The 24,382-nt window shown below is 57.7% G+C and carries 22 protein-coding genes; 10 read left to right on the forward strand and 12 right to left on the reverse strand.

All coding sequences use genetic code 11. The annotated features are described in order from the left end of the window. Window positions 1–19: 19 nt before the first annotated feature. From gyrB to dnaA, 4 genes are read right to left on the reverse strand one after another with little or no spacing between them, the layout of a single operon-like run. A complete protein-coding gene (gene gyrB, locus ACFOSS_RS06020) occupies window positions 20–2,437 on the reverse strand; it encodes a DNA topoisomerase (ATP-hydrolyzing) subunit B (protein ID WP_377151248.1) in 2,418 nt (805 codons plus the stop codon). After that, entirely contained in the window at window positions 2,434–3,543 is a 1,110-nt protein-coding gene (gene recF, locus ACFOSS_RS06025; RefSeq protein ID WP_377151249.1) for a DNA replication/repair protein RecF, read from the reverse strand. The genes gyrB and recF overlap by 4 nt, the downstream gene beginning before the upstream one ends. A 3-nt stretch (window positions 3,544–3,546) precedes the next feature. Further along, the gene (gene dnaN / locus ACFOSS_RS06030) at window positions 3,547–4,647 is read right to left on the reverse strand and encodes a DNA polymerase III subunit beta (protein ID WP_377151250.1); all 1,101 of its coding nucleotides are present in this window, start codon (window positions 4,645–4,647) and stop codon (window positions 3,547–3,549) included. A 15-nt stretch (window positions 4,648–4,662) separates the two neighbouring features. Beyond that, window positions 4,663–6,033 carry a chromosomal replication initiator protein DnaA gene (gene dnaA, locus ACFOSS_RS06035; RefSeq protein ID WP_377151251.1) on the reverse strand — a complete coding sequence of 457 codons (1,371 nt, stop codon included), beginning with the start codon at window positions 6,031–6,033 and terminating at the stop codon, window positions 4,663–4,665. 510 nt (window positions 6,034–6,543) lie between these two features. Between dnaA and rpmH the strand changes: the two genes are divergently transcribed. From rpmH to ACFOSS_RS06065, 6 genes are all read left to right on the forward strand, one after another. Further along, window positions 6,544–6,687 carry a 50S ribosomal protein L34 gene (gene rpmH / locus ACFOSS_RS06040; protein WP_377151252.1) on the forward strand — a complete coding sequence of 48 codons (144 nt, stop codon included), beginning with the start codon at window positions 6,544–6,546 and terminating at the stop codon, window positions 6,685–6,687. After that, window positions 6,680–7,036: a ribonuclease P protein component gene (gene rnpA / locus ACFOSS_RS06045; protein ID WP_377151253.1), complete on the forward strand. Its 357-nt coding sequence runs from the start codon at window positions 6,680–6,682 to the stop codon at window positions 7,034–7,036. Before rpmH ends, rnpA begins: the two co-directional genes overlap by 8 nt. Continuing rightward, window positions 7,003–7,260 carry a membrane protein insertion efficiency factor YidD gene (gene yidD, locus ACFOSS_RS06050; RefSeq protein ID WP_377151255.1) on the forward strand — a complete coding sequence of 86 codons (258 nt, stop codon included), beginning with the start codon at window positions 7,003–7,005 and terminating at the stop codon, window positions 7,258–7,260. The genes rnpA and yidD overlap by 34 nt, the downstream gene beginning before the upstream one ends. A 2-nt stretch (window positions 7,261–7,262) precedes the next feature. After that, window positions 7,263–8,912 (forward strand): membrane protein insertase YidC, encoded by a 1,650-nt coding sequence (gene yidC / locus ACFOSS_RS06055; protein ID WP_377151256.1) that lies wholly within the window; start codon window positions 7,263–7,265, stop codon window positions 8,910–8,912. Window positions 8,913–9,258: 346 nt separating this feature from the next. After that, window positions 9,259–10,623, forward strand: a complete 1,365-nt coding sequence (gene mnmE / locus ACFOSS_RS06060; RefSeq protein WP_377151257.1) for a tRNA uridine-5-carboxymethylaminomethyl(34) synthesis GTPase MnmE — start codon at window positions 9,259–9,261, stop codon at window positions 10,621–10,623. After that, the gene (locus tag ACFOSS_RS06065; protein ID WP_377151259.1) at window positions 10,620–11,372 is read left to right on the forward strand and encodes a DUF429 domain-containing protein; all 753 of its coding nucleotides are present in this window, start codon (window positions 10,620–10,622) and stop codon (window positions 11,370–11,372) included. Before mnmE ends, ACFOSS_RS06065 begins: the two co-directional genes overlap by 4 nt. Here the strand turns inward: ACFOSS_RS06065 and ACFOSS_RS06070 are convergent. Continuing rightward, the gene (locus ACFOSS_RS06070; RefSeq protein ID WP_377151260.1) at window positions 11,351–13,000 is read right to left on the reverse strand and encodes a methyl-accepting chemotaxis protein; all 1,650 of its coding nucleotides are present in this window, start codon (window positions 12,998–13,000) and stop codon (window positions 11,351–11,353) included. The genes ACFOSS_RS06065 and ACFOSS_RS06070 overlap by 22 nt on opposite strands. A 266-nt stretch (window positions 13,001–13,266) precedes the next feature. On the opposite strand from ACFOSS_RS06070, the gene ACFOSS_RS06075 reads away from it, so the two are divergent. Next, window positions 13,267–14,283 (forward strand): diguanylate cyclase domain-containing protein, encoded by a 1,017-nt coding sequence (locus tag ACFOSS_RS06075; protein WP_377151261.1) that lies wholly within the window; start codon window positions 13,267–13,269, stop codon window positions 14,281–14,283. 47 nt (window positions 14,284–14,330) lie between these two features. Here ACFOSS_RS06075 and ACFOSS_RS06080 read toward each other — a convergent pair whose 3' ends face one another. Continuing rightward, window positions 14,331–14,927, reverse strand: coding sequence for a helix-turn-helix domain-containing protein (locus tag ACFOSS_RS06080; RefSeq protein ID WP_377151262.1), 597 nt, complete (start codon window positions 14,925–14,927; stop codon window positions 14,331–14,333). A gap of 91 nt (window positions 14,928–15,018) precedes the next feature. Here ACFOSS_RS06080 and ACFOSS_RS06085 point away from each other — a divergent pair, with 91 nt between their 5' ends. Next, a complete protein-coding gene (locus tag ACFOSS_RS06085; RefSeq protein WP_377151263.1) occupies window positions 15,019–16,200 on the forward strand; it encodes a benzoate/H(+) symporter BenE family transporter in 1,182 nt (393 codons plus the stop codon). On the opposite strand, the gene ACFOSS_RS06090 is transcribed toward ACFOSS_RS06085, so the two are convergent. The 3 genes from ACFOSS_RS06090 to ACFOSS_RS06100 are packed head-to-tail and all read right to left on the reverse strand — an operon-like array spanning window position 16,182 to window position 19,685. Then, a complete protein-coding gene (locus ACFOSS_RS06090) occupies window positions 16,182–16,763 on the reverse strand; it encodes a PqiC family protein (RefSeq protein ID WP_377151264.1) in 582 nt (193 codons plus the stop codon). The two genes, ACFOSS_RS06085 and ACFOSS_RS06090, sit on opposite strands and share 19 nt — an antisense overlap. Continuing rightward, on the reverse strand, window positions 16,763–18,412 hold the full coding sequence (gene pqiB, locus ACFOSS_RS06095; protein ID WP_377151266.1) for an intermembrane transport protein PqiB: 1,650 nt from the start codon (window positions 18,410–18,412) through the stop codon (window positions 16,763–16,765). Before pqiB ends, ACFOSS_RS06090 begins: the two co-directional genes overlap by 1 nt. Continuing rightward, entirely contained in the window at window positions 18,402–19,685 is a 1,284-nt protein-coding gene (locus ACFOSS_RS06100; protein WP_377151268.1) for a PqiA/YebS family transporter subunit, read from the reverse strand. The genes pqiB and ACFOSS_RS06100 overlap by 11 nt, the downstream gene beginning before the upstream one ends. Window positions 19,686–19,833: 148 nt before the next feature. Here ACFOSS_RS06100 and ACFOSS_RS06105 point away from each other — a divergent pair, with 148 nt between their 5' ends. After that, the gene (locus ACFOSS_RS06105; RefSeq protein ID WP_377151270.1) at window positions 19,834–20,496 is read left to right on the forward strand and encodes an OmpA family lipoprotein; all 663 of its coding nucleotides are present in this window, start codon (window positions 19,834–19,836) and stop codon (window positions 20,494–20,496) included. Window positions 20,497–20,544: 48 nt separating this feature from the next. Here ACFOSS_RS06105 and arsC read toward each other — a convergent pair whose 3' ends face one another. From arsC to ACFOSS_RS06120, 3 genes are all read right to left on the reverse strand, one after another. Beyond that, window positions 20,545–20,970: an arsenate reductase (glutaredoxin) gene (arsC, locus tag ACFOSS_RS06110; RefSeq protein WP_377151271.1), complete on the reverse strand. Its 426-nt coding sequence runs from the start codon at window positions 20,968–20,970 to the stop codon at window positions 20,545–20,547. Between the two features lie 94 nt (window positions 20,971–21,064). Then, window positions 21,065–22,183 (reverse strand): AI-2E family transporter, encoded by a 1,119-nt coding sequence (locus ACFOSS_RS06115; protein ID WP_377151273.1) that lies wholly within the window; start codon window positions 22,181–22,183, stop codon window positions 21,065–21,067. After that, window positions 22,176–23,072, reverse strand: a complete 897-nt coding sequence (locus ACFOSS_RS06120; protein ID WP_377151274.1) for a DMT family transporter — start codon at window positions 23,070–23,072, stop codon at window positions 22,176–22,178. Before ACFOSS_RS06120 ends, ACFOSS_RS06115 begins: the two co-directional genes overlap by 8 nt. 140 nt (window positions 23,073–23,212) lie before the next feature. Between ACFOSS_RS06120 and earP the strand changes: the two genes are divergently transcribed. Beyond that, the gene (gene earP / locus ACFOSS_RS06125; RefSeq protein WP_377151275.1) at window positions 23,213–24,358 is read left to right on the forward strand and encodes an elongation factor P maturation arginine rhamnosyltransferase EarP; all 1,146 of its coding nucleotides are present in this window, start codon (window positions 23,213–23,215) and stop codon (window positions 24,356–24,358) included. The last annotated feature ends 24 nt before the right edge of the window (window positions 24,359–24,382 follow it).

The raw sequence follows: 24,382 nt of genomic DNA on the forward strand, positions 1-24,382 counted from the left end.
TAACCTCAAACCTCATTAATCAGATATCGAGGTTGGCCACCTTCAACGCATTAGTTTCAATGAACTCGCGACGCGGCTCAACGGCATCGCCCATCAAGGTCGCGAACAATTGATCAGCCGCGATAGCATCATCAATGGTCACCCTCAGCATGCGACGTGTACTCGGATCCATGGTGGTTTCCCACAACTGATCCGGGTTCATTTCACCCAGTCCTTTATAGCGCTGGATATAGACACCGCGTTTGCCTTCGTCCACCAACCAGTTCAACGCCTCGACAAAGCTGCCAACCGGCTTCACCTTCTCGCCACGCTTCACGAAACCACCCTCTTCGATCAAGTTGCCGATCTGCTCACCGAGCGTGACTATCTGCCGATACTCGCCAGAAACGAGGAAATCATGGCTCAGAAGATATTGGTGATCGATACCGTGTTGACGCAGGCTGATCTGCGGCAGATAGAGCTGACGTTCGACATTGTGCTGTACTGACAGCGCAAAGTGCGAACCGTTGGTCCCCTGATCCTGCAACGCCTGCTGCAGACTGGCCACCCACGCTTCGACGACGGCCTGATCGCGCGCCATCTCCAACGTCAGGGCCGGTTGATACACCAGCTGCGACAGCACCGCTTCAGGCAGGCGACGCGACAAGCGCGAAATCAGCCCCTCAACCGCACGGTACTGCATGACCAGACGTTCCAGCTGTTCGCCGCCAATGCCCGGTGCGGATTCATTGACGTGCAGGCTGGCACCATCCAGCGCTAGCGTAGTCTGGTACTGATTGAGCACATCTTCATCCTTGATGTACTGTTCCTGCTTACCCTTCTTGACCTTATACAGTGGCGGTTGGGCGATATAGATATAACCGCGCTCAATCAGCTCGGGCATTTGACGATAGAAGAACGTCAACAGCAGCGTACGGATGTGTGCACCGTCGACGTCGGCATCGGTCATGATGATGACGTTATGGTAGCGCATCTTGTCCGGGTCGTACTCGTCACGGCCAATACCACAGCCCAGCGCGGTGATCAGGGTGGCGACTTCCTGTGACGAGAGCATCTTGTCAAAGCGCGCCTTTTCGACGTTCAGAATCTTACCCTTCAGTGGCAAGATCGCCTGGAATTTGCGATTCCGCCCCTGCTTGGCGGAACCACCCGCCGAGTCACCTTCCACTATGTACAATTCAGACAGCGCAGGGTCGCGCTCCTGGCAGTCCGCCAACTTGCCGGGCAAGCCAGCCAGATCCAGAGCCCCCTTGCGACGGGTCATTTCACGCGCCTTGCGTGCAGCTTCACGCGCCCGAGCCGCATCGATGATCTTGGTCACAACGGTCTTGGCATCCGCCGGGTTTTCCAGCAAATACTCGTCCAGTTTCTCGCCCATGCACTGCTCGACAGCGGTTTTCACCTCTGATGACACCAGCTTGTCTTTGGTCTGTGACGAAAACTTCGGATCCGGAACCTTGACCGAAATGACCGCCGTCAGACCTTCCCGCGCATCATCACCAGATGTCGCTGTCTTGGCCTTCTTGCTGTAGCCTTCCTTGTCCATGTAGTTGTTCAAGGTACGGGTCAAGGCCGCGCGGAAACCGGCAAGGTGTGTGCCGCCATCCCGTTGTGGAATGTTATTGGTGAAGCAGTAGACGTTTTCCTGATAGGAATCATTCCACTGCATGGCCACTTCCACCGTGATGCCATCATCACGCTCTTGCGCGAAGTAGAAGGCTTTGGGGTGAATCGGCGTCTTGTTCTGGTTCAAGAACTCGACGAAGGCACGGATCCCGCCTTCATAGTGAAAATGCTGCTCCCGGTTATCCCGCTCATCCTCCAGGTGAATCGCCACACCAGAGTTGAGGAAAGACAGCTCGCGCAGACGCTTAACCAGAATTTCGTAATGGAACAAGGTATCCGAGAAGATGGTCGGGCTCGGCCAGAAACGAATTTCGGTACCCGTCTGATCGGAGTCACCAATCTGCTTCAGCGGCGCCTCAGGCTCACCCAGGAAATAGGTCTGCTCGTAAACATGGCCTTGACGACGGATGGTCAACAACAGTTTGTCAGAGAGCGCATTGACGACCGAGACACCGACGCCGTGCAGACCGCCAGATACCTTGTAGGAGTTGTCATCGAACTTTCCGCCGGCGTGCAACACCGTCATGATGACTTCAGCGGCGGAGACGCCCTCTTCTTCGTGGATGTCGACCGGAATCCCGCGGCCGTTATCACGAACGGAAACGGAACCGTCGGCGTGGATCTTGACCTGGATGGCCGTGCAATAACCCGCCAGAGCCTCGTCGATGGAGTTGTCCACTACTTCGAACACCATGTGGTGCAGGCCTGAACCGTCATCGGTATCACCGATGTACATGCCGGGACGTTTGCGAACCGCGTCCAGCCCCTTCAGAACCTTGATACTCGAAGAGTCGTAAGTGTTTTCACTCATGTCTTACTCTCGCTCTCTCGTGCTTGATATCCGGTGATTGTACCCTGTTCCACGTGAAACAGATGGCACTCTAGTTCCGACATCATGTCGGCTAGCGGCGCCTCGTCGATTGCGGTGATAAACACCTGACTGGCACATTGCTTTAAGCGCTGGGCCAGACGACGCCGCTTCTCCGAGTCGAGCTCGGAGGCAAAATCATCTATCAGGAAGAGGCATTCTCTTCCGCTGCAACGATTCAGATAAAGCCCTTGCGCCAAACGCATGGCGCACACCAGCAACTTTAACTGTCCCCGCGACAACACATCTTGAACCGGGACACCATTCGCCTTGAGTCGCAAGTCGGCTTTATGCGGTCCCACGGCGGTGTGCCCCATCGCCTTGTCACGCTCAAATCCTTCGGCCAGCAGGGTGGTCAACTCACGCTGGCGATCCCAGCCTGGGTAGAACCCAACCCGGAACTCATACTCCGGCAGAAAGTCCTGCGTGATCTCCTGTAACAACGGCAACCAAGCGGCGCAATAAGCCGACCTTAAATCAGCCAACTGGGCGCCAAGACGCGCCAACTCCAGATCCCAGAAGGCCAACGGATCATAGTGCTGGCTCTGCCTGAGCAGTGCATTACGCTGCTTTAGCAGCCGCCGAACCCGGCTCCACAACGGATAAAACCCCATGTCGACGTGGAAAACACCCCAGTCGATGAAGGCTCGCCGTTGTTGTGGCCCGGCGGTCAGCAAACCAAATCCTTCAGGATGAATTAACTGCAGAGGCAACAACTCAGCCAATTGCGCCAGCCGGTCCGCCGCGCGGCCGGCCACTTTCAACTGACTCTCACCATTACGGTTCTTGGAGAGGCCCAGCGGAATGGTGCCTTGCTGGGCAAGCTCGATCTGGGCAAACAGGGTGAATGCTTTCGCCTCATGGGCGATGACCCTGTTCGTCAAATGGGTACGAAACGAACGCCCCAACCCCAGATAGTGAATGGCTTCCAGCAGGCTGGTTTTGCCGCTCCCATTGCGCCCCAGCAGCACGTTGAGCCCTCTGCCAGGGAGCAACTCAGCCTGTTGGATATTGCGAAAATCGTGAAGCTGTAACCTGAGCAATGCCATTGGTCAAAGCCGCATCGGCATCACCACATACATGGCCGCATCACTGCTGGCATCCTCCAGTAGCGCACTGCTATTGGCATCAGTCAGACTGATTTTAATCTGGTCACATTTTAACGTATTCAGCACGTCGAGCACATAGGAGACGTTAAATCCGATCTCCAATTCGGGACCTGCGTACACCACATCCAGCAACTCTTCAGCTTCTTCCTGTTCCGGGTTGTTGGCTGTGATACGCAACAGGTTCGGTTGCAAGAAGAGACGGACACCGCGCAGCTTGTCATTCGACAAAATGGCTGCCCGGGCAAACGCCTGACGCATTGCTTCACGATCGGCCAGAACCGTCTTGTCACTGTTGCGTGGCAGTACCCGTCGATAATCCGGGAACCGGCCGTCGACCAGCTTGGAGGTGAAAATGAAGCCCTCGGAGACGGCACGCAGGTTATTGCGGCCCATTTGCAGGCGAATGGTCTTGTCGTCGTTATCCAGCAGGCGAACCAGCTCGAGCACCCCCTTGCGCGGCAGAATTAACTGCTGTTCCGGCAAGGCCTGCTCTACGACATCACGACGACAGGTAGCCAGGCGGTGACCATCCGTCGACACAGTTCGCAGGCTGCAACCTTGCGCCTCAAACAGCATACCGTTGAGGTAATAACGCACATCCTGGCTCGCCATCGAGAACTGGGTCGACTCGATCAGACGTTTGAGCTCTTGCTGGCTGATATCGAACTCGAGCAGGGACTCCCAATCCTCGATATTGGGAAACTCTTCTGCCGGCAGGGTCGACAGCGAGAAACGGCTGCGCCCCGAACGCAGAATGACCCGATCGCCATCCAGTTGGAAACTGATGTCGGCACTGTCTGGCAGACCACGACAGATATCCAGCAACTTGCGGGCAGGCACTGTGGTACGCCCGCCCAGGCTCTGTTCGACAGGAACCCGGCCGATCATCTCGACTTCAAGATCGGTCCCCGTCATCGACAGTCGACCATCGCTGACATCCAGCAACACATTTGACAGGATTGGCAGCGTCGGACGCCCCCCCAGAGAGCCCGATACCAGCTGCAGCGGGCGGAGCAACGTCTCACGTGAAATGACAAATTGCATCTGAAAGCTCCGTTATCAGGATGAGAGGGTGCGGATCAGGTTGGAGTAGTCTTCCTTGATGTCATGACTCTCCTCGCGCAGCTCGGCAATCTTGCGACAGGCATGCAGCACTGTGGTGTGGTCGCGGCCGCCAAATGCATCGCCGATCTCCGGCAGGCTGTGGTTAGTCAGCTCCTTGGCCAGCGCCATCGCGAGCTGCCTGGGGCGGGCAACCGAACGTGAGCGCCGCTTCGACAGCAGATCCGCCACCTTGATCTTGTAGTACTCGGCAACCGTCTTCTGGATATTGTCGATGGTGACCAGCTTCTCCTGTAACGCCAGCAGGTCACGCAATGCTTCGCGCACAAAATCTATATTGATGGCGCGGCCGGTAAAATTGGCATTGGCAATCACACGATTCAGCGCCCCCTCCAACTCCCGCACGTTGGAACGCAGACGCTTGGCGATAAAGAACGCCACCTCATCAGGCAGGTGAATCTTGCTCTCTTCGGCCTTGCGCATCAGGATGGCGACGCGGGTTTCCAACTCCGGCGGCTCGATGGCCACCGTCAAACCCCAACCAAAACGGGATTTCAGACGATCCTCAACCCCATCGATCTCCTTGGGATAGCGATCTGAGGTCAGGATAATCTGTTGATTGCCCTCCAACAGCGCATTGAAGGTGTGGAAAAACTCCTCCTGCGAGCGCTCCTTGTTGGCAAAAAACTGAATGTCATCGATGAGCAGGGCATCAACGCTGCGGTAGTAGCGTTTGAACTCTTCGATGGCGTTGGTCTGCAGAGCCTTGACCATGTCCTGGACGAAGCGCTCCGAATGCATGTACACCACTTTCGCATCCGGGTTGCGATCCTTGATCGCGTTGCCAACCGCGTGCAGCAGGTGAGTCTTACCCAGGCCTGTGCCACCGTACAGAAACAGGGGGTTGTAGGCGCTGCCAGGATTATCCGCCACCTGGCTGGCCGCCGCGCGCGCCAACTGGTTCGACTTACCCTCGACAAAGTTATCGAAGGTGTAAGTCACGTTGACGTTGCTCTTGTGATTGATTTCCGGCTTCGGTTCACTCTTTTCCGCCCAGCTTGGGGAGGCTGGCGTTGCGGTGATACGGCCCGTAGCCGGTTTATGCACAGGGGATGCCGCCTGACTGCGGCTGCCGATATCAAAACGCAGCTGGGGTGCATCCGTACCACAAAACTCGGCGATCAGACCGTTGATCCGCAGTAGATATTTATCACGGACCCAATCGAGAATGAAGCGATTCGGGGCATAAAGGGTGAGGGATCGTTCACCTGACTCCGCCTGTAGAGGCCTGATCCACATGCTGAATTCGCCGGAAGGCAATTCATCTTGCAGCCGGTTCAGGCATTGCTGCCAAAGCGAAGCTGTCACGATATTCTCCCCAAGAAATGTCTCGACCAAAGATCCGATATTCTACGATTTTGGCCCCGGGATCACCAGATCAAGACGCGGGATCGCCGTCAAATAAGCCGCTTGACATTTACCATCCCTGTGAATAAGAACCGGGGTTAAGCGCAGAATAGCCACAACTTATCCACAAAATAACCACAATTTAGCCCACAAAACGGCAGATCCAGGCATGGGATCCGTTGCCCGGGCCCCACAGATCCTCGTGACACGCCTCCTGGATCCGCGGCGCTTGCCTGCGCCCCTTCCACAGGTATAATGCATGCCCTTGATCCGCGAGGATCCTGGAAAAACACGGCCGGTCCAACGTCGGTTCGGATCCGAACCGACGTTGGACCGGCCTGTCTGTGGATTGACGCCCACAGCTATTCTGTTTAGAATTCGCCCTCTTTATCAGGGGCTGTTCGGCAGTAAGCCGGCGCGTCGGTTCGCAGAACATCCCAAACTGTACAGTTAAAACCAACGGATAATGCTATGAAACGTACTTTTCAACCTTCTGTGCTGAAGCGCAATCGCACTCACGGTTTCCGCAGCCGTATGGCCACCAAGAATGGCCGTCAAGTTCTGGCTCGCCGTCGTGCCAAGGGTCGTGCCCGCCTGACCACTGTGAATGGCTAATCACACCTTTCCCCGGGAGTTACGTCTGTTAACTCCCGAAAATTTCAAGCGTGTCTTCAATGAGCCTGTCCGGGCTGCCTCCCCTCAACTGACGTTACTTGCCAAACCCAACGAACTCGGTCATCCACGGCTGGGCCTGACTGTACCGAAGAAAGTCCTCAAGCGCGCCGTATGGCGTAACCGGGTAAAACGACTGGTTCGGGAGAGTTTTCGTCACAAGCAGCATGAGCTGCCGGCCATCGACATCGTCGTGATCGCCAAGTCCGGGATCGGCGAACTGGATAATGGTGAGCTTTCTCTTTTGGTAACCAAGCTATGGCGCACCCTGTCACGCCGTTGCAATGGCTAGCCGTCAAACTGATACGCCTGTATCAGTTGCTGATTAGTCCGCTGATTGGGCCCCGCTGTCGGTTCCATCCGAGCTGCTCGCACTACATGATTGAAGCAATCTGCCTGCACGGTCTCATAAAAGGCGTTTGGTTAGGTACCAAACGTCTATTAAAATGTCACCCCTTACACTCTGGGGGCTATGACCCGGTCCCGCAACCCAAGCCGAAGAAGCGAAGAAACTAACTATGGATTCTCAACGTAACCTACTTGTCATCGGATTGCTGGTCGTCAGCTTTCTGCTGTGGCAACAGTGGCAAGCCGACAAGGCGCCAAAGCCACAGCCCGTGGCTGTGACCCAAACTGACTCTTCTGTGCCGCAAGCCTCTGCCGCCAGCACAGACGTTCCTGCTGACCAGGCGCCCATGGCCAATCGCCAGTTGATCAAGCTGGTTTCCGACCAGCTGGAACTGCTGGTGGATACGCAAGGGGGTGACATCGTCGATGCCAAGCTGCTGAACCATACGGTCGCTCAAGGCTCCAATGAGCCCTTCGAACTGCTGATGGACAAGCCGGGACGCCTCTACATCGCCCAGAGTGGTCTGATTGGCCGTGATGGCCCGGACAGCCGCACCGAGGGTCGCCCCGTCTACACGAGCGCGCAAAACGAGTATCGCCTGGCTGATGGTCAGGACAAGCTGGTCGTGCCGTTCACCTGGACCAATGCCGATGGCGTGACCTTCAGCAAAGAGTTCACGCTGACCCGAGGCAAATACACGGTCGGGGTCGACTACAAGGTCACCAACACCAGCAGCAAGCCGCTGGAACTGCAATTTTACGGCCAGCTGAAACAGACCATCGAAGCACCGGCGGATCAGCAAAGCCATGCCATGATGGCCAGCGCCTACCGTGGTGCCGCCTACTCCACCACCGAAAACCGCTACCAGAAAGAAAAATTCGACACCATCAAGGAAAACAACCTGAACGTCACAACGGCAGGTGGTTGGGTCGGAATGCTGCAACACTATTTCGTTGCCGCCTGGGCGGGTGAGGAAAACGGCAAGAACACCCTGTACACCCGTTCCGTCAGCAATAATCAGGATGCCATCATCGGTCTGAAAGAGCCGCTGCAAAGTGTGGCCGCCGGTGCCTCCGCCTCGCTGGGCGCCACCCTGTGGGTCGGGCCCAAGCTGCAAGATGAGATGGCGACGGTGGCCAAGCATCTGGATCTGACCGTTGACTACGGCTGGTTGTGGTTCATCGCCCAGCCGCTGTTCAAGCTGCTGAAGTTCCTGCACAGCCTGGTCGGTAACTGGGGCGTGGCCATCATCCTGATCACCCTGATTGTGCGCGGAGCCATGTATCCGCTGACCAAGGCGCAATACACCTCCATGGCCAAGATGCGCATGCTGCAACCCAAGCTGCAGGCACTGCGCGAGCGCTTTGGTGACGATCGCCAGAAGATGTCCCAAGGCATGATGGAGCTGTACAAGCAGGAGAAAGTCAATCCGCTAGGCGGCTGCTTCCCGATCCTGATCCAGATGCCGATTTTTATCGCCCTGTACTGGACGCTGATGGAATCCGTTGAACTGCGTCATGCGCCGTTCGCATTGTGGCTGACGGACCTGTCGGTCAAGGATCCGTTCTTCGTGCTGCCGCTGCTGATGGGTGCCACCATGTGGTGGATCCAGAAGATGAGCCCGACCACGGTGACCGACCCGATGCAGCAGAAGGTGATGCAGTTCATGCCGATCATCTTCACCTTCATGTTCCTGTGGTTCCCGGCCGGTCTGACCCTGTACTGGCTGGTCTCCAACATCGTCACTATCTGCCAGCAGACCCTGATCTACCGTCAGCTGGAGAAGAAGGGGCTGCACAGCCGCGAGAAGAAGAGCTGATAACCCGGCTTCTCTTGCTCTTCTGCCAGAGGCGACCCCAGGGTCGCCTCTGTGTTTTCAGCGCCCACCGTCTCCCGACGACGAACGGATGTCATCCTGGCGCAGCAAACCAGACCCCCACTGACAGGGATCGGCGGCACACACCAGGGGCGGCTCATTGCCCGCAATCCATATGGAATGCAGATAGATACATGCTGCTAAGTATCAAAATTAATGATAGATACCCACATTGACTGCACAACGAAGCCGATCCCTGGCACCAGACGCTGACACGACACAATCAGCATCCCGCCCACGGCCATTTTTTATTAGAATGTCACCATCTCCGCCCAGCTGAGCGACTCACATGTACCATTCAGATACCATCGTGGCACAAGCCACCCCGCCCGGACGCGGTGGCGTCGGCATCCTGCGCGTCTCCGGCCCGCTGGCCTGCGCCGTCGCCGAAGCCGTACTCGGCAAGGTGCCGGCGGTGCGCCACGCCGATTATTTACCCTTCCGCGACAGTCAGGGACAGACCCTGGATCAGGGCATAGCCCTGCTGTTCAAGGCCCCGCACAGCTTTACCGGGGAAGATGTGCTCGAACTGCAAGGGCACGGCGGCCCGGTGGTGATGGACATGCTGTTGCGCCGCATCCTCGAGATCCCCGGCCTGCGCACCGCCCGCCCCGGCGAGTTTTCCGAGCGCGCCTTCCTCAATGACAAGCTGGATCTGGCTCAGGCCGAGGCTATCGCCGATCTGATCGAGGCCACCAGCGAGCAGGCTGCACGTTCCGCACTGCATTCGCTGCAAGGTGACTTTTCGCAACGCATTACCGCGCTGGTGGAACAACTGACCCGCTTGCGCATCTATGTCGAGGCGGCCATCGATTTTCCGGATGAGGAGATCGACTTCCTCTCCGATGGCAAGGTGGCGGGTGACCTGTATGCCATCATCGACAGCCTGCACCGAGTGCAGCAGGAGGCGCGACAGGGCGCCCTGTTGCGTGAAGGGATGAAGGTCGTCATTGCCGGCCGCCCGAATGCCGGCAAGTCGAGCCTGTTGAATGCACTGGCCGGTCGCGAGTCGGCGATTGTCACCGAAATTGCCGGCACCACGCGCGATGTGCTGCGCGAGCACATTCATATCGATGGCATGCCGCTACACATTATCGATACCGCTGGCCTGCGTGACACCGAGGACACCGTCGAACGTATTGGTATCGAGCGCGCCTGGACCGAGATCGCTCAGGCCGATCGGGTGCTGTTCATGGTCGATGGCACCACGACCGCGGCCACCGATCCCGCTGAAATCTGGCCGGATTTCATTGATCGCCTGCCGGTCGGCATGGGGCTGACCGTGGTCCGCAACAAGGCGGATTTGACCGGTGAACCCCTGGCAACCACCGATGAGGCAGGCCATCCGGTGTTCCGCATTTCCGCCAAGACCGGGGTTGGCCTCGACGGTTTACGTCAGCACCTCAAGCAGTGCATGGGCTATCAAGGCAATGTTGAAGGGGGCTTCATGGCACGGCGGCGCCATCTCGAGGCCATCCACCACGCCGATGCGCACCTGCAATCGGCCAAAGAACAGCTGGAAGTCTACGCCGCCGGCGAACTGGTGGCCGAGGAGTTGCGGCTGGCGCAGGAGCAGCTGAGCGAAATCACCGGCGCTTTCAGCTCCGATGATCTGTTGGGTCGCATCTTCAGCTCGTTCTGCATCGGCAAATGAACGTTGATTTCCTGGGCATCGGCTGGGATGTCGGCGGCTGGAGCGGCAGCAAGCAGGCGGTGGCCATCGTTGGCTGGTCGGAAGGGGATAGCGAGCTGAACTGGTTCGGTGTGTCACCGCCCTTCAGCCTCTCCCGGCGGCGACCGCTGTCCCTGGAAAGCCTGCTGGCTCCGGCGCTGCAGGGCCAATCTTGCTTGCCCAACTGTCAGCGTCAGGCCATTGCCATCGACACCTCGCTGGCGTTTCCCCGGGCCTTCTGCCAGCTGTTGCAGGGACAGGGTGGGCAACAGAGCATGGTGCCGGCGGCAGAGATCGACAATCCGCTGGCCTACCGCGACTGCGAGCGCTGGCTGTATCGCGAATATGGCAAGAAGCCCCTCTCTGCCAGCTTCGACAAGCTCGGCAACAACAGCTCCCTGGCGCTAAGCCTGCTGCCGGCCTTGCGGGCACAGGGTTACCGTCTGGTCCCGCAGCAGCAGGGCGACGCCACGCTGGCCATCATTGAGGGCTATCCCGCCTTGTTGAAGCAGGGCTTTCGCGCCAACCAGCCGGTTCGGCCGGCGCTAGCCAGCAGGTTGCCACCCGCAGTACAGCCCGGAGAGGATCGCTATGATGCCGCCCTGTGTGCGCTGATGGCACTCGGGTTTGCCAGCCAGAACCGCTGTCCGTTGCTGCCAGCGCTGATAGCGCCCCCCCCGGCAATGAAACCGGATGAGGGCTGGATCTATCACTTTGCCCCGGAGTCGTGATCGCTGAGCCGTTGCATGATGGCGGCCAACTCGCCGGAGAGGCGATGCAGCTCGGCACTGGTCTGTTCGGTGCGACTCGAGGTCTGTGCCGTGTCGCCGGCAACCGTCTTGATGTCGACCAGATGATGGGTCATGTCCTCCACCGCCGCCGTCTGTTGCTCGGCAGCCGTGGCGATCTGCTGGTTCATGCGATGAATGTCACCCACGGCTGAGGCAATACGCTGCAGCATGCCCCCTGCGGCCGTCACCTGACTGACGCCATCTCCGCCCAGTTGCTGACTGGCACTGATGGCGTCCACCGCCGCACGGGTTCCTGTCAGAACCATATCGATGATCTTGTTGATTTCAGAGGTTGAATCCGCAGTCCGACGCGCCAAAGTGCGCACCTCGTCAGCGACCACGGCAAACCCGCGCCCCTGATCCCCGGCTCGCGCCGCCTCAATCGCCGCGTTCAGGGCCAGCAAATTGGTTTGTTCGGCAATGTTGCGAATGACCTCCAACACGGTACCGATACGGCGGCTGTCCTCATCCAGCTGCTGAATCACCCGCGCGGTATTTTCTATCTCGCCACTCATGCGGGTAATGGTTTGTATCGTCTGCTGCATGACCTGCTCGCCACCGCTGACCTCACGATCGGCGTCATCCGCCGCCGAAGCCGCCTGCGCCGCATTCGCTGCCACATGCTGCGCCGTCACGGCCATCTCATGCATCGCCGTCGCCACCATATCGGTTCGCGACAGCTGATCCTGGGTTCCGGCGGTCAGCAAACTGCTCACCTGACGCAATTCACTGCTCGCTTCGTCGAGTTGATCATGACTGGTTCTGAGCTGGCTGAAGGTATCGGCCAGGAAATCGCGCAACGTATTTGCCGCTGACATCAGTTGTCCCAGCTCATCACGACGGTTGAGCGCCAGTCGCTGATGAAACTCGCCGCGGCTTAGCAGGGTTAGCTGTTGGGTCAGCCGCTGTAACGGCGTCACAATGTGGCGGTTGATCAGCCAGCCACTTAACAGGGTGACCAGCAGGGCCGCCATCAACAACAGGCCAAAACCCAGCCGCGATGCCCAGGCCGCCTGCGCGTTAATCGCCTGCGCGTGTTGCTGTGCCTCAGTGTGCAGCTTGGCAACCAGTGCCGACATCTGCTCACTGGCCTCCCGGTCGATCCCCTTCACCGCTTTGTCACCGGCGAACGGGTCGGCGCCAGCCGCCACGAAGGCCTCCTTGCCACGACGATACGCCTGCCCCAACTCGCCATGCTCCTGCTGCAGACGCCGAATTTGAGTGACCAGCTCCTGAGACTGCATCTCATCGGCCAGCTTGGTCAACGATGTCAGCGTCGCCGCCACCTGGCTTTCCTGCTGCTCAAATTGCTGCCAGTATTTGGCCAGGTTGGCCGGATCCTTGCCACGCAGTAGCACATTCTTCCATTCCTGAACCTGGATCTTGAACTGCAGATTGGCGTCGTCAACCAACTTCAAGGCCTGTACCGGCTGGGCCAGTAGACGTTGATAGTCATCAAGCGAGGCGGTCAGATAGCGAAAACCCACTCCGGCCACGAGGATGACCAACACCATGCCCCCCACCAGCAGACCCAGTAATTGCCTGCGTAAAGAATCCTTGATCGACATACAGCCTCCTTGATGGCCACGCAATGTCATGAAAGTGTCACCTGTTTGTCATCTGCCTTTTACGTCAGTCATGTGACAGATTAATGACAACCACTCTCAGTTCTATACCCTGATGGCATCAGTGTAGTCGCTCTCAACCCGAAGCTATCTCTTCAGATTTGGCCGCCTGGCCGCCAAAACTCGATCCAGCCCGCCTATTTGGTCTTTTTCCCAACACGCCGAGGGGCAGTTGCTACGCTTTATTACGTATAGCAGGGGAGATTGTTATGACCGAATTTACCGCTCCGGATTCACTACTCAAGCGCAGCCGGCTGGATGCCCAGCGCCGGGCGCTGCATATGGCCAGCCTGTCTCAGGATGACTACCGGCGCATATTGCGTCTATTGCAACTGCTGTGTGACGCCAATTGCGCCTGGATCAGCTTGCTCGGCGAGCAGGAAGACACGCTGCTCGAGGGGCTCGATATCCCGGCCGGAGCCCCGCCTTCTCTCGCCGAACGCATCATTGCCAGCGAAGGTTTGTTTGAATGCGCGTCAGCAGATTGTGATGGCCAGCTACGCAGCCACCCCTGGTGTAGCGAACATGAGCTGGGTTGGCTGGCCGCCTACCCGCTATTCAGTCCGGAAGGGCACGCCATCGGCTATGTCGCCGTGGCCGCCAATCAGCCTCGCAGCATGGATATTCGTCATCGCCTGGCATTTGTCGATCTGGTCAGTATGCTGGAAACCGAGATGCAGCTGCGTTTCCTGCTCTCGACACAAGCTCCGGCACTACGTGCGCTGATGCAGCGCCCCCTGCGAGAAACCGGCCACCTGATGGAGCCGGATGGCATGGCCGATCTACTGCATTACAGTTATACCCGTTGCCGGCTGGAGGGGCGCCCCTATGCCTTGGCATTGGTAGAGCTGGATCCGCTGGCTCAGGCCGAACTGGATATCGAGCAGCGTGATGAGCTGCAACAAGCGGCTGCCAGCCGCCTGCTGCGCACACTCAGAGCCGGTGATTTGATTGGCGCCTGGCAAGACCATGGCTTGCTGGTGTTGCTCCCCGGCGTCGATGCCGAAGAGCTATACAGCATTGGTGATAAATTGGTGCAGTCGCTGTACGACAAGGTAGAGATTGGCTCGCGGCAGATTGATCTCTCGGCCTCACTGGGCCTGGTCGGACTCGCCGTGCTGACGCCCCGGCAGTCCACCGATATGCTGCTCACTGCGGCGCGCCATGCGCTGGAACAGGCGATTGAGGCGGGTCGCAATCGCGCTCGCATCCAGCGGTTGCCGTAATCCCCTCGCCCGAAACCATCGCGACCCGGCCACTGGCCGGGTTTTTTTCAGCTCTCTGCCAACAGGGGATTCGCCCTGCTGCGGCGCGGATAAAAAATCAGATTATGAAAGCGCACGATCTGAGTGTCGTCATTACGGTAGCCGTGCGCACGATCCGCCGCAAAGCGCAATGCCTGGGACGGCAAGAGTGAATGCCACGCCTCGTCATACCACAACGACATCTGGCCCGATAACGGCAGTATCTGTTCGATGGCCCCCTCTTCATGGGCCACGGAAAAATAACAGCAGCCGACAGGCAGCTCAACCAGTAACAACTCATACCCCAATGCGGCCTCATACGGCAACAGCGTAGTCACCTGGATGCCATCACCCAGGGTGCTGGCCGGCGATATCGGCCCCCGCCACCAGACGTTCCAATCTGTTGCACCGGGTTCCTGATCGGCAAGCAACTCGGAGAAACTCACACCAAAGCCGGATGCAATACGCCACAGGGTGACAACGGTCGGGCTCGATTCGCCGCGCTCGATCTGCCCCAGCATCGCCTTGCTGACCTGACACTGCTGTGCGGTGCGATCCAGACTCCAGCCACGCTGCTGCCGTAATGCCTTCAGCCGTATACCAAGGAGCCGGTTCAACTCATCCATACTGCCATTTCCATCCTGTCGGTAACCTGTTACGCTGCTTGTGCGTTATAACGCACAAATGGATTTTACACTCGGCCAGGGAGTCTGCCACATGTCATTCCACTTTCCTGTTCGTCTGCACCATCTCAGCAGCGGACTCGTTGCAGTGCTGGTTGGCTATACCAGCTCGGCGGCGATCATCTTCCAGGCCGCCAGTAGCGCCGGGGCCACACCGGCACAACTTGGTTCCTGGATGACGGCTCTGGGTCTCGGTATGGGGGCCACCACGCTGGGACTCTCCTGGTATTACCGCGCCCCCATCCTGACGGCCTGGTCCACCCCTGGAGCGGCCTTGCTGATCACCAGCCTGCACCAGGTCACCATGGCTGAGGCAATCGGGGCCTTTATCCTCTGTGCCATGCTGCTGATGGTGGCGGGTTTCAGCGGTCTGTTTGCCAGGCTGATGCACCGGCTGCCACTGAGCCTGGCGGCGGCCATGCTGGCCGGCATCTTGTTACGTTTTGGTCTGGATCTGTTTCATGCCCTGGAACAGGCCCCCTGGCTGGTGGGCAGCATGCTGCTGTTGTTCCTGTTGCTGAAACGCCGTATGCCCCGTTACACCCTCGCGCTGGTGCTGCTGCTGGGAATCGCATTGGCGGCGGCCAGCCGGCAGCTACAACCCTTGCCGACCATGCAGTGGTTGCAACTGCAATGGACCGCGCCGGTGTTCAGCTGGCAGGCCCTGCTGGGTGTGGCTCTACCGCTGTTCGTCGTGACCATGAGTTCGCAGAATCTGCCCGGTATCGCCGTATTACGCAGTCATGGCTACGGCGATGTCCCGATATCACCCCTGATTGGCTGCAGCGGCCTTGCCAATTTACTGCTGGCGCCGTTCGGTTGTTTCGCACTCAATCTGGCCGCCATCACCGCTGCCCTGTGCATGACCGAGCAGGCAGACATAGAACCACGCCGCCGTTATCTGGCGGCCTGTTGTGCTGGCGGGCTCTATCTGTTGACCGGCGTGCTGGGTGCCTCGGTTGCCGGCATCCTCGCCAGTCTGCCGGCGCCACTCATCATGGCCATTGCCGGCATGGCGCTGCTGACCACCCTGGGCAACAGCCTGCTGCAGTCACTGCAGCAGGAGCCCGAACGCGAAGCGGCACTGTTGACCTTTCTGGTCACCGCCTCCGGCATTCAGTTTGCCGGCATCGGCTCACCATTCTGGGGGCTGCTCGGTGGCAGTGCTGTGCTGATGGCATCCCGTTATCATCGCCGTCACTCGACCACGGGTTGAACGATGGCAGTTTGTAACTGTCCGGCCAGCGAGACGACTTCCTGCTGCCAGCCTTGACGCAGGGCTCGCACCAGCGCCGGATACCCCTCATCCGATAACGCCACCTTATGTTGGAACGCCTCGCTGAACGTCTGATCACCACGCTTGAGCAACCAGCGTCCCGCCACTATGGCTTGTCCATCATAACGGCCCTGAAAACCGCTGACCTCCAGTGACAGGTGCCAGGCCTCGCTGACCATGTCCGGTCCTTCGAGCACCTGAACCTGTTGCAGATGCTGTGACAACCCCTGAATCAGACTGCGTGTCAGCTGCTTGTCCAGAGACTCCGCCCAACGCGCCTGATTGGCGGTCACGATCTGCACATCATCCAATTGGAAAGCGATACCCAGATCATTGAGGTATTCAGGCAGCGTCACCCGATCCACGATCAGGCGCGGCCCCTGAGTCACCTGGCGAGCGGGGGCCTCTGTCTGCGGTAGCAGCAATGCATAGTAGGCCGGAGCCTCACTGGTGGCACAGGCGGTCAGATTAGCCAGCAACAGGGCTACAAGCAGGGTTCTCATCAGTGGGCTCTCCTTGGCACGGGATCCGGCTCTGGTGTCTGGTTGAATATCAATGAGTTGGGCTTATCGTTGACCTTGCGAGCCACGGGACGCAGTTCACGCAACAGCTGATTCAGCGACTCAATGGAGCGATTCAAATCACCGTACATCGGCGATGAGCTGGAGAAGGATTGCAGAGTCCGTTGCAACTCCTGCATCGACTTGGTCAGCTCGGCCGGTAAGTGTTGAGCATCCGGCTGACTGGCCAGCTTGTTCAGATTGCTACTCAATGCACGCATCGCCGCAAAACTCTGCTTGCTCTCGGCGAGCATGGCGTCAAGGTTGCCAAGCGTGGTTTCCAATGGCAACGCATTGAGTTTGGCCAGCAGACGGTTGGCCTGTTGTTCAATGCGGGCCAAGCCGCCAGGAATCGTCGGAATCGTCGGGTACTGTCCAAATTTGCCATAGCCTGCGGCTTTAGGCCCATCCGGCAGAAAATTGAAATCGACAAACAGCGCACCAGTCAGCAGGCTGCCGGTTTTTAATGTTGCTCTGAGCCCTTTCCGGATCTGTTGTTCCAGATCGCGGTATAGCTGGCCCAACGCCCGCTCGCTGTCATCCGAATCGAAACGATCCTGTTCGATCCGAATCAGTACCGGGATCTGCCCGGGGCTGCTTCCGAGCAGCTTGCCATCATCCATTTGATAGGGTACTGCCTGTACGGTACCGATGCGAATACCGCGATACTCCACCGGGGCCCCTTCTGCCAACCCGCGTACCGAATCATCAAACAACAGAACATATTCAAGGAAACGCTCGTAGTCGCGATTGCTGCTGCTTGCCTGATCGGTATACAACTTGAATTGATGCCGCGATGCCGCCGGTTTGCCGAGATCCCAGCCCTTGGGCACATCAAAACTGATTCCACCCTTGATGATGTTCTCCAGCGAACCGGTTTCAAATTTAACCCCTTCCGTGGAGGCTTCAAAACGTAAGCCGCCATTCAGCCAGAAGCGCACATTGGTGGTCACCAGGCTGTCATAAGGTGCGCTAATGAACAGCTGATACTCCATCTTGCGGCTGCCTGTGGAGAAGTGACTCTGCTCCACTCGTCCGACCGTGAACCCCCGGTACATCACAGGATCGCCAATGTTCAAGCCACGGCTTTCATCGCTCAACAACTGGATGCGCAACCCCTTCTCGTCCGGTTGCGCCACCGGCGGCGTATCCATCACCGAAAAGTGATCCGCGTGTTTATTGGCCTTACCAGGCTGCAGTTCAATATAAGCGCCCGACAGCAGGGTCCCCAGACCGGAGATCCCCTGGCGCTCTATCCGCGGCTTGACCACCCACATCTGACTGTCCTGACGCAACAGATCCTCGGTATCCACCGCCATGCGCGCAGTGACAATGACATGGCTCAAATCCTCGCTGAGGCGCACGCTCTGCACGGTGCCGACCTCGACACTGCGTGCCTTGATCATCGTCTTGCCTGCTTCGATGCCTTCAGCATTAATCATCGTCATCGTAATCAATGGCCCCTGATTGGACAGGGTGGCATATACCAGCCAAAGCCCGATAAACGCCGCCACTATCGGTACCAGCCAGATCGGAGAGAGGTGGCGCAGCTGACTCACGCGGGCCGTTATCGGTATGTGTCTAGAGGTCACGTCTTGTATCCTTGTGGGGTTGCGCAGCATCCCAAATCAGTCGGGGATCGAACAGCATGGCGGCGATCATGGTAACCACGACCACGCCGGCGAATGCCACGGCGGCCGTTCCCGGATAGATGGACATCAACTTGCCCATCCGTATCAATGCCGCCAGCACGGCGACGACAAACACATCAACCATCGACCAGCGACCAATAAACTCGGTCAATCGATAAAGTCGGGTCCGTCCGCGTCTATGATGACCATCCTGCCGGTAGACGGTATAACACAACCAGAACAAGGCAAGGATTTTGGTGATCGGCACCAGCACGCTAGCGATGAAAATCACCAGTGCGATGGGATAGGAGCCCATATTCCACAGCAGCACCACACCGCCCAGTATGGTCGAATAGTGCGTCTGGCCAAGAGACTCGGTCACCATAATGGGTAACAGGTTGGCGGGCAGATAGAGAATACAGGCGGTGATCAACAGCGCGAAACAGTACTCGATGCTGTGAGGAGTGCGCGGATGCACCTTGTGCTGACAGCGCGGGCAACGCTCGGACTGGATATCGATAATGCCGTGACAGCCGTGGCAGAGAGTCACCCCCTGCGACAACCCCTCTTTCCCCTGCAACAACAGCCCGACCGATGGCATAGGCCCGGCAATACGTGACCAGATCCAGGCGCGATCCAGATGCACCATGCTCTTGATATACATGACGCTGAACAGGCAGAAACACCAGAATCCGGCACCGATAAATATATCGGCCAAGGAGGCAATTTTAATCAGGCTTACCAGCACCGCCACCATGAACACCTCGGCCATGGTCCAGGGCAGCAGACGAAACAGCCAACGCGTCACCGTGGTCGCCCCCGGGACGACCCGGCCGCGCAAGAAGCCGTAATAGAGGTAACTCACCAGTAACAGGCAACAGGCCGGGAGCAACTGCATGCACAGATAAATGGCGATGGAGAGCAGACGATAATCTTCACTGAAGAGGACTGATGCCGCCTGATACAGATTCATGCTATTCGCCATCCCTTTGGCATTGATTGCCAAAAAGGGCAGCACGTTCGCGCACAACAACATAATCAGACTGGTCAACGCATAGACCAGGGGGCGCTGCAACGGAGCTTTGGGTAACAACATCAAACTGTTGCCACAGCGCGGGCACAAGGCCTGCTCCCCTTCCTCCAGTCGCGGCACCTGCACCAGCAGATCGCACTCGTGGCAGATCACCTCATGGCTGGCGATATGTTCGGTGTAGGCATGTGAAGGGACTGGCAACCGAGAACTCCATCCGCAATGGATTTGGAACACCATGATCGGCGAATTTGCCACTGCTCACAAGAGCATCGACCAGGCTTGTTACTGTTTATTGAATGAATCAGTTCCGGTATATAGGGCAGGCATCAAAACAACAAAGGGTAATAACATGACTGCACATCGCATACTGATAACCGCGTTGGCCGCCGCCATTACGGTCACGGGCTGTACCACCATCAATCCGTATACCGGTGAAGAACAGACCTCCAGCGCGGTCAAGGGTGGAGCCATCGGCGCAGCAACCGGGGCCTTGGTGGGCGTATTGTCATCCTCAAAGAAAGATCGGGGCAAGGGCGCCCTGATTGGCGCTGCATCCGGCGCGGCACTGGGTGGCGGCATCGGTTACTACATGGATGTTCAGGAAGCCAAACTTCGGCAAAAGATGAAAGGTACCGGCGTAACCGTCAGCCGAAATGGCGATCAGATCGTGCTGAACATGCCGAACAACGTCACCTTCGACAGCAACTCCAGTCAGTTGAAGCCCGCAGGGGCCCAAACGCTGAGCGGCGTGGCCATGGTCCTGAAAGAGTACGAAGAGACTCGAGTCAATATCGTCGGACACACCGACAGCAGCGGAACACGGCAACTGAACATGCGTCTGTCACAACAAAGAGCCGACAGTGTGGGCACCAACTTGATCACGCAAGGGGTCGACGCATCACGCCTGAGCATGACGGGGGTTGGCCCGGATCAACCAGTCGCCAGCAATACGACCGAAAGTGGCAAGGCGCAAAACCGTCGCGTCACCATCACACTCAGCCCTATGGGTTAAATAATCAACCGGCCGGGAGATCCCGGCCGACATCCCGCCGTTGCCAGGTTAGATCAGTCGCTGACCATCCGCTCCCACTACAGGCTCACCATCCTCTTTGGCAAATGCCCCCAGCTGTTGCTGCGGCAGTATATCCAGCACCTTTTCGGATGGGCGACACAGCCGTGTTCCTATCGGGGTAACCACGATCGGCCGATTGATCAGTAGCGGATGAGCCAGCATGGCATCGATGAGCTGTTCGTCCTGCCACTGGGGATCATCCAAACCCAATTCGGCATAGGGTGCCACATTGGTACGAAGCAGTTCGCGCACCGAGATTCCCATCGCCGCAATCAAGGCGACTAACTCCTCCCGCGATGGAGGCGTCTGCAGGTAAAGAATAACCTTGGGCTCTTCCCCACTATTGCGAATCATCTCCAATGTGTTGCGCGACGTGCCGCACTCGGGGTTGTGGTAAATGGTCACGTTAGACATGCAAGCTCCTTGTGGTCATGCCAGTGTTCAGGCCAGCATCATATCAGCATGGTTGCCTTAAAAAACAAGGCTGCCAACAGGCAGCCTTGTTTCATCATGTTTCGTCTGGCAGTTTTGCCGGCTCTGGCGGCACACTGGCTAGCTGTTCGCGCGTCGACTGACGCACCCAGTTTCGAACCAGCGTATAAAAAAGTGCCAATAGCGTCGGCCCCAGGAACACACCAAGCATGCCGAAACTGACCGCACCACCGATGACACCAAACAGAATCAATGTGAGTGGTAACGGACTATTGCGGCCGATCACCAGAGATTTGACGACATTGTCAATCGTACCGACGGCGAACAGGAACCAGACCACCAAAAACCCGGCCCACACAGTCGCTCCCTGCTTATACAACCAATAGGCGGCGATGAAGCCGATCAGCGGGGGACCTCCCGGAATCACCGATACCAGACAGACTAGCAAGCCGACACTCAGTGCATTCGGCACGCCCGCAATCGCCAGACCAAACCAGGCCAACGCCCCTTGCGCAACTGCGGCACCGATAAACCCGTATACGACGCCACGGATGGTGCTGTTGCTGATGGTCAGCAGGTTTTCACCTGCTGCACCGGCAATACGGCGACTGAACTGCACCACCCAGGCATGCAGTTTCTCCCCTTCGGCATACAGCACTCCGGCGATCAAAATACTCAACAACAACATCACCAGACCACCACCTATGGCACCCGCCATGCTCAGCATGATTTTAGCCGTCGGCGCAACCAGACCCTTGAGCTGGGAAAGAATCTGGAAATCCTGATTCTGCAATGCCAGCCACTGCTCGCTAGCCCAGGAGCCCACCAACGGCAAGCCGCCGATCCATTGTGGTAGCTCGGGCAAGCCGGCTTGAACGTGCTCGGGAATGGCTCGTGCCAGATGGTTCAACTGTTGGGCAAAATCCACTGAAGCCAATAACAGGGGGACCAGAATGAACAACAACATCGCTGACACGATCAGGGTCGCGGCCAGTGCATCACGCCCGCCGAGACGATCAGACAACCACTGGAACGGTGCCCAGGTCGCGGAGACCAGAATAATGGCCCAGGTAATCGCCGCCAAAAACGGCGCCATGATAGCCCCCACGGAGATCACCAGCGCAATCAGCAATATTAACCCCAGCAACGGCTGAACCAGATCGCTCAACCGCCAGACTGCTTTTGCATCACCCATTACTGCACTCTCCCGTTGTAGCAACCGAAGCGGATTGCCACTTGACCTGCGATAACAACATGCCCGCCAACATCAGACTGCAACCAATCCAGGCGCGCAGACTAAGGCTTTCATCTAGCAGCCAGACACCGCCGATAGCGGCAAAGACAGACTCCAGACTCAGTATAATCGCCGCATGGGCCGGATTGGCACTCTTCTGTCCAACCACCTGCAATGTATAGGCCACGCCCACACTGACCAAGCCAGCATACAGTACCGGTTGCCACCCGGCAGCTACAGCGGCCCATGTTGGCGACTCGATACAGAAAGAGACCGCAACACTCAGCAAGCCACACACCAGAAACTGCACGGCCGACAAGGGCAACGGACTGATACGACCGCTGTAGTGGCCGATCACCAGAATGTGCATGGCCCAGAACAAGGCGCCAATAAATTGCAGCAGGTCACCGAATGACATGCTGAAATCCTCATTGATACTGAGCAGGTACAGACCGACCACGGCCAGCACGGCACCCAGCCAGGTCATCAGGCCACTGCTGTGACGCAGCAATAACCCCAGAATGGGCACCAGAATCAAATACAGTCCGGTAATAAAGCCCGCCTTTGCAGCCGTGGTATACAACAAGCCGACCTGTTGCAGTGTCGCAGCCACAAACAACAAGCCACCGGCGATGCAGCCCGCCTTGATGAGGGATCCCTGGCGATCATCCTGAGCGCCGGATGGCCGTCTTGAAAACCACCAGATTAGCGGCAACAGCGACAGGCTGCCGAGCAAAAAACGTACGCCATTGAAGGCAAAAGGCTCGAGAAAATCCATCCCGAGACGTTGGGCGACAAACCCGAATCCCCAAATCGCGGCGGCAGCTAACAGCATCAGATTGGCTTGCATGACAGATCCATTGACAACAGAACAACATCGAGGGCGTGCATTATAGCTGAGAAAGTAACCATCTAGCGATGGATGCGATACTGGTCACCGGGGCATCCATAAGGTATAAACGCCGCCAATCCACGTTCGCGAGATACGGCATGTCAGCAGTCAGACTCTGGGATATTTTCTGCACCGTTGTAGATAACTATGGTGACATAGGTGTCACTTGGCGGCTGGCACGTCAGTTGGTGGATGAACACGATCAACAGGTCCGCCTTTGGGTCGACGACCTGAACAGTTTTGCCCGAATTTGTCGCGCTCTGGATCCGACGCGCCCACAGCAAGTGTGCCAAGGGGTAGACATCCGGCTCTGGCCGCTCGATTTCCATGCCGATCCCCAGTTGGCAGACATCGTCATCGAGGCGTTCGCCTGTACTTTGCCGAGCCGCCAAATCGAGGCCATGCAGCAACGTCAGCAGCCTCCACTGTGGATCAACCTAGAATACTTGACTGCCGAAGCGTGGATTGATGACTGTCACGGCTTACCTTCTCGTCAGCAGGGACTGAACAAGTTCTTCTTCTTTCCCGGGTTCAGTGAGCGTAGCGGCGGGCTGATATGTGAGCGTTCACTGCGTCTCCAGCGCGAACGATGGCAAGCAGCGACCAGCCTCCGCCAACAGTGGCTGGCGGAGCTCGGTTTGCCCCCCGCCGCCGAGAACAGCCTGTTCTTGAGTCTCTTTACTTATGAAAGTACCGCCTTGCCAGCCTTGATCCAGCACTGGCAGCAAGCAGCACAGCCCATCGTCTGCCTGATACCACAGGGACGATCATTGATTTCATTGGCAGATCTGATCCCCAACGCCGCTCCCGGACTGCATTGGCAACAGGGTGCCCTGACGATCCATATTCTGCCGATGACAGATCAACCCGGTTATGACCAGTTACTCTGGAGCTGCGATCTGAATCTGGTTCGGGGAGAGGATTCATTCCTTCGGGCCCAGTGGGCCGCCAGGCCTTTTATCTGGCACATCTATCCACAACAGGAAGCGGCACACCTGGATAAACTCGATGCCTTCTTGCAGCGTTACTGTGCAACGCTGAGCGCCCCGTGCCGGCAGGCGATCACAGCGCTCAGCCATGCCTACGATGCTGGAGACGGAGAATCCGCCGTTTCTGCCTGGAAAGAAGTGATGTCCTGCTGGCCAGAATGGCAAAAACACGCCGCCGAGTGGCCGCGGCAGGCGCTGGCTGGAGGAGATTTAGCCAGCCGACTGGTGATTTTCTGCGAAAACCGGCTAAAATAGCCCGTTTTTTACGAAATCACTGTT

This window comes from Pseudaeromonas sharmana (genome assembly GCF_042649925.1).
GTDB classification, from domain to species: Bacteria; Pseudomonadota; Gammaproteobacteria; order Enterobacterales; family Aeromonadaceae; genus Pseudaeromonas; species Pseudaeromonas sharmana.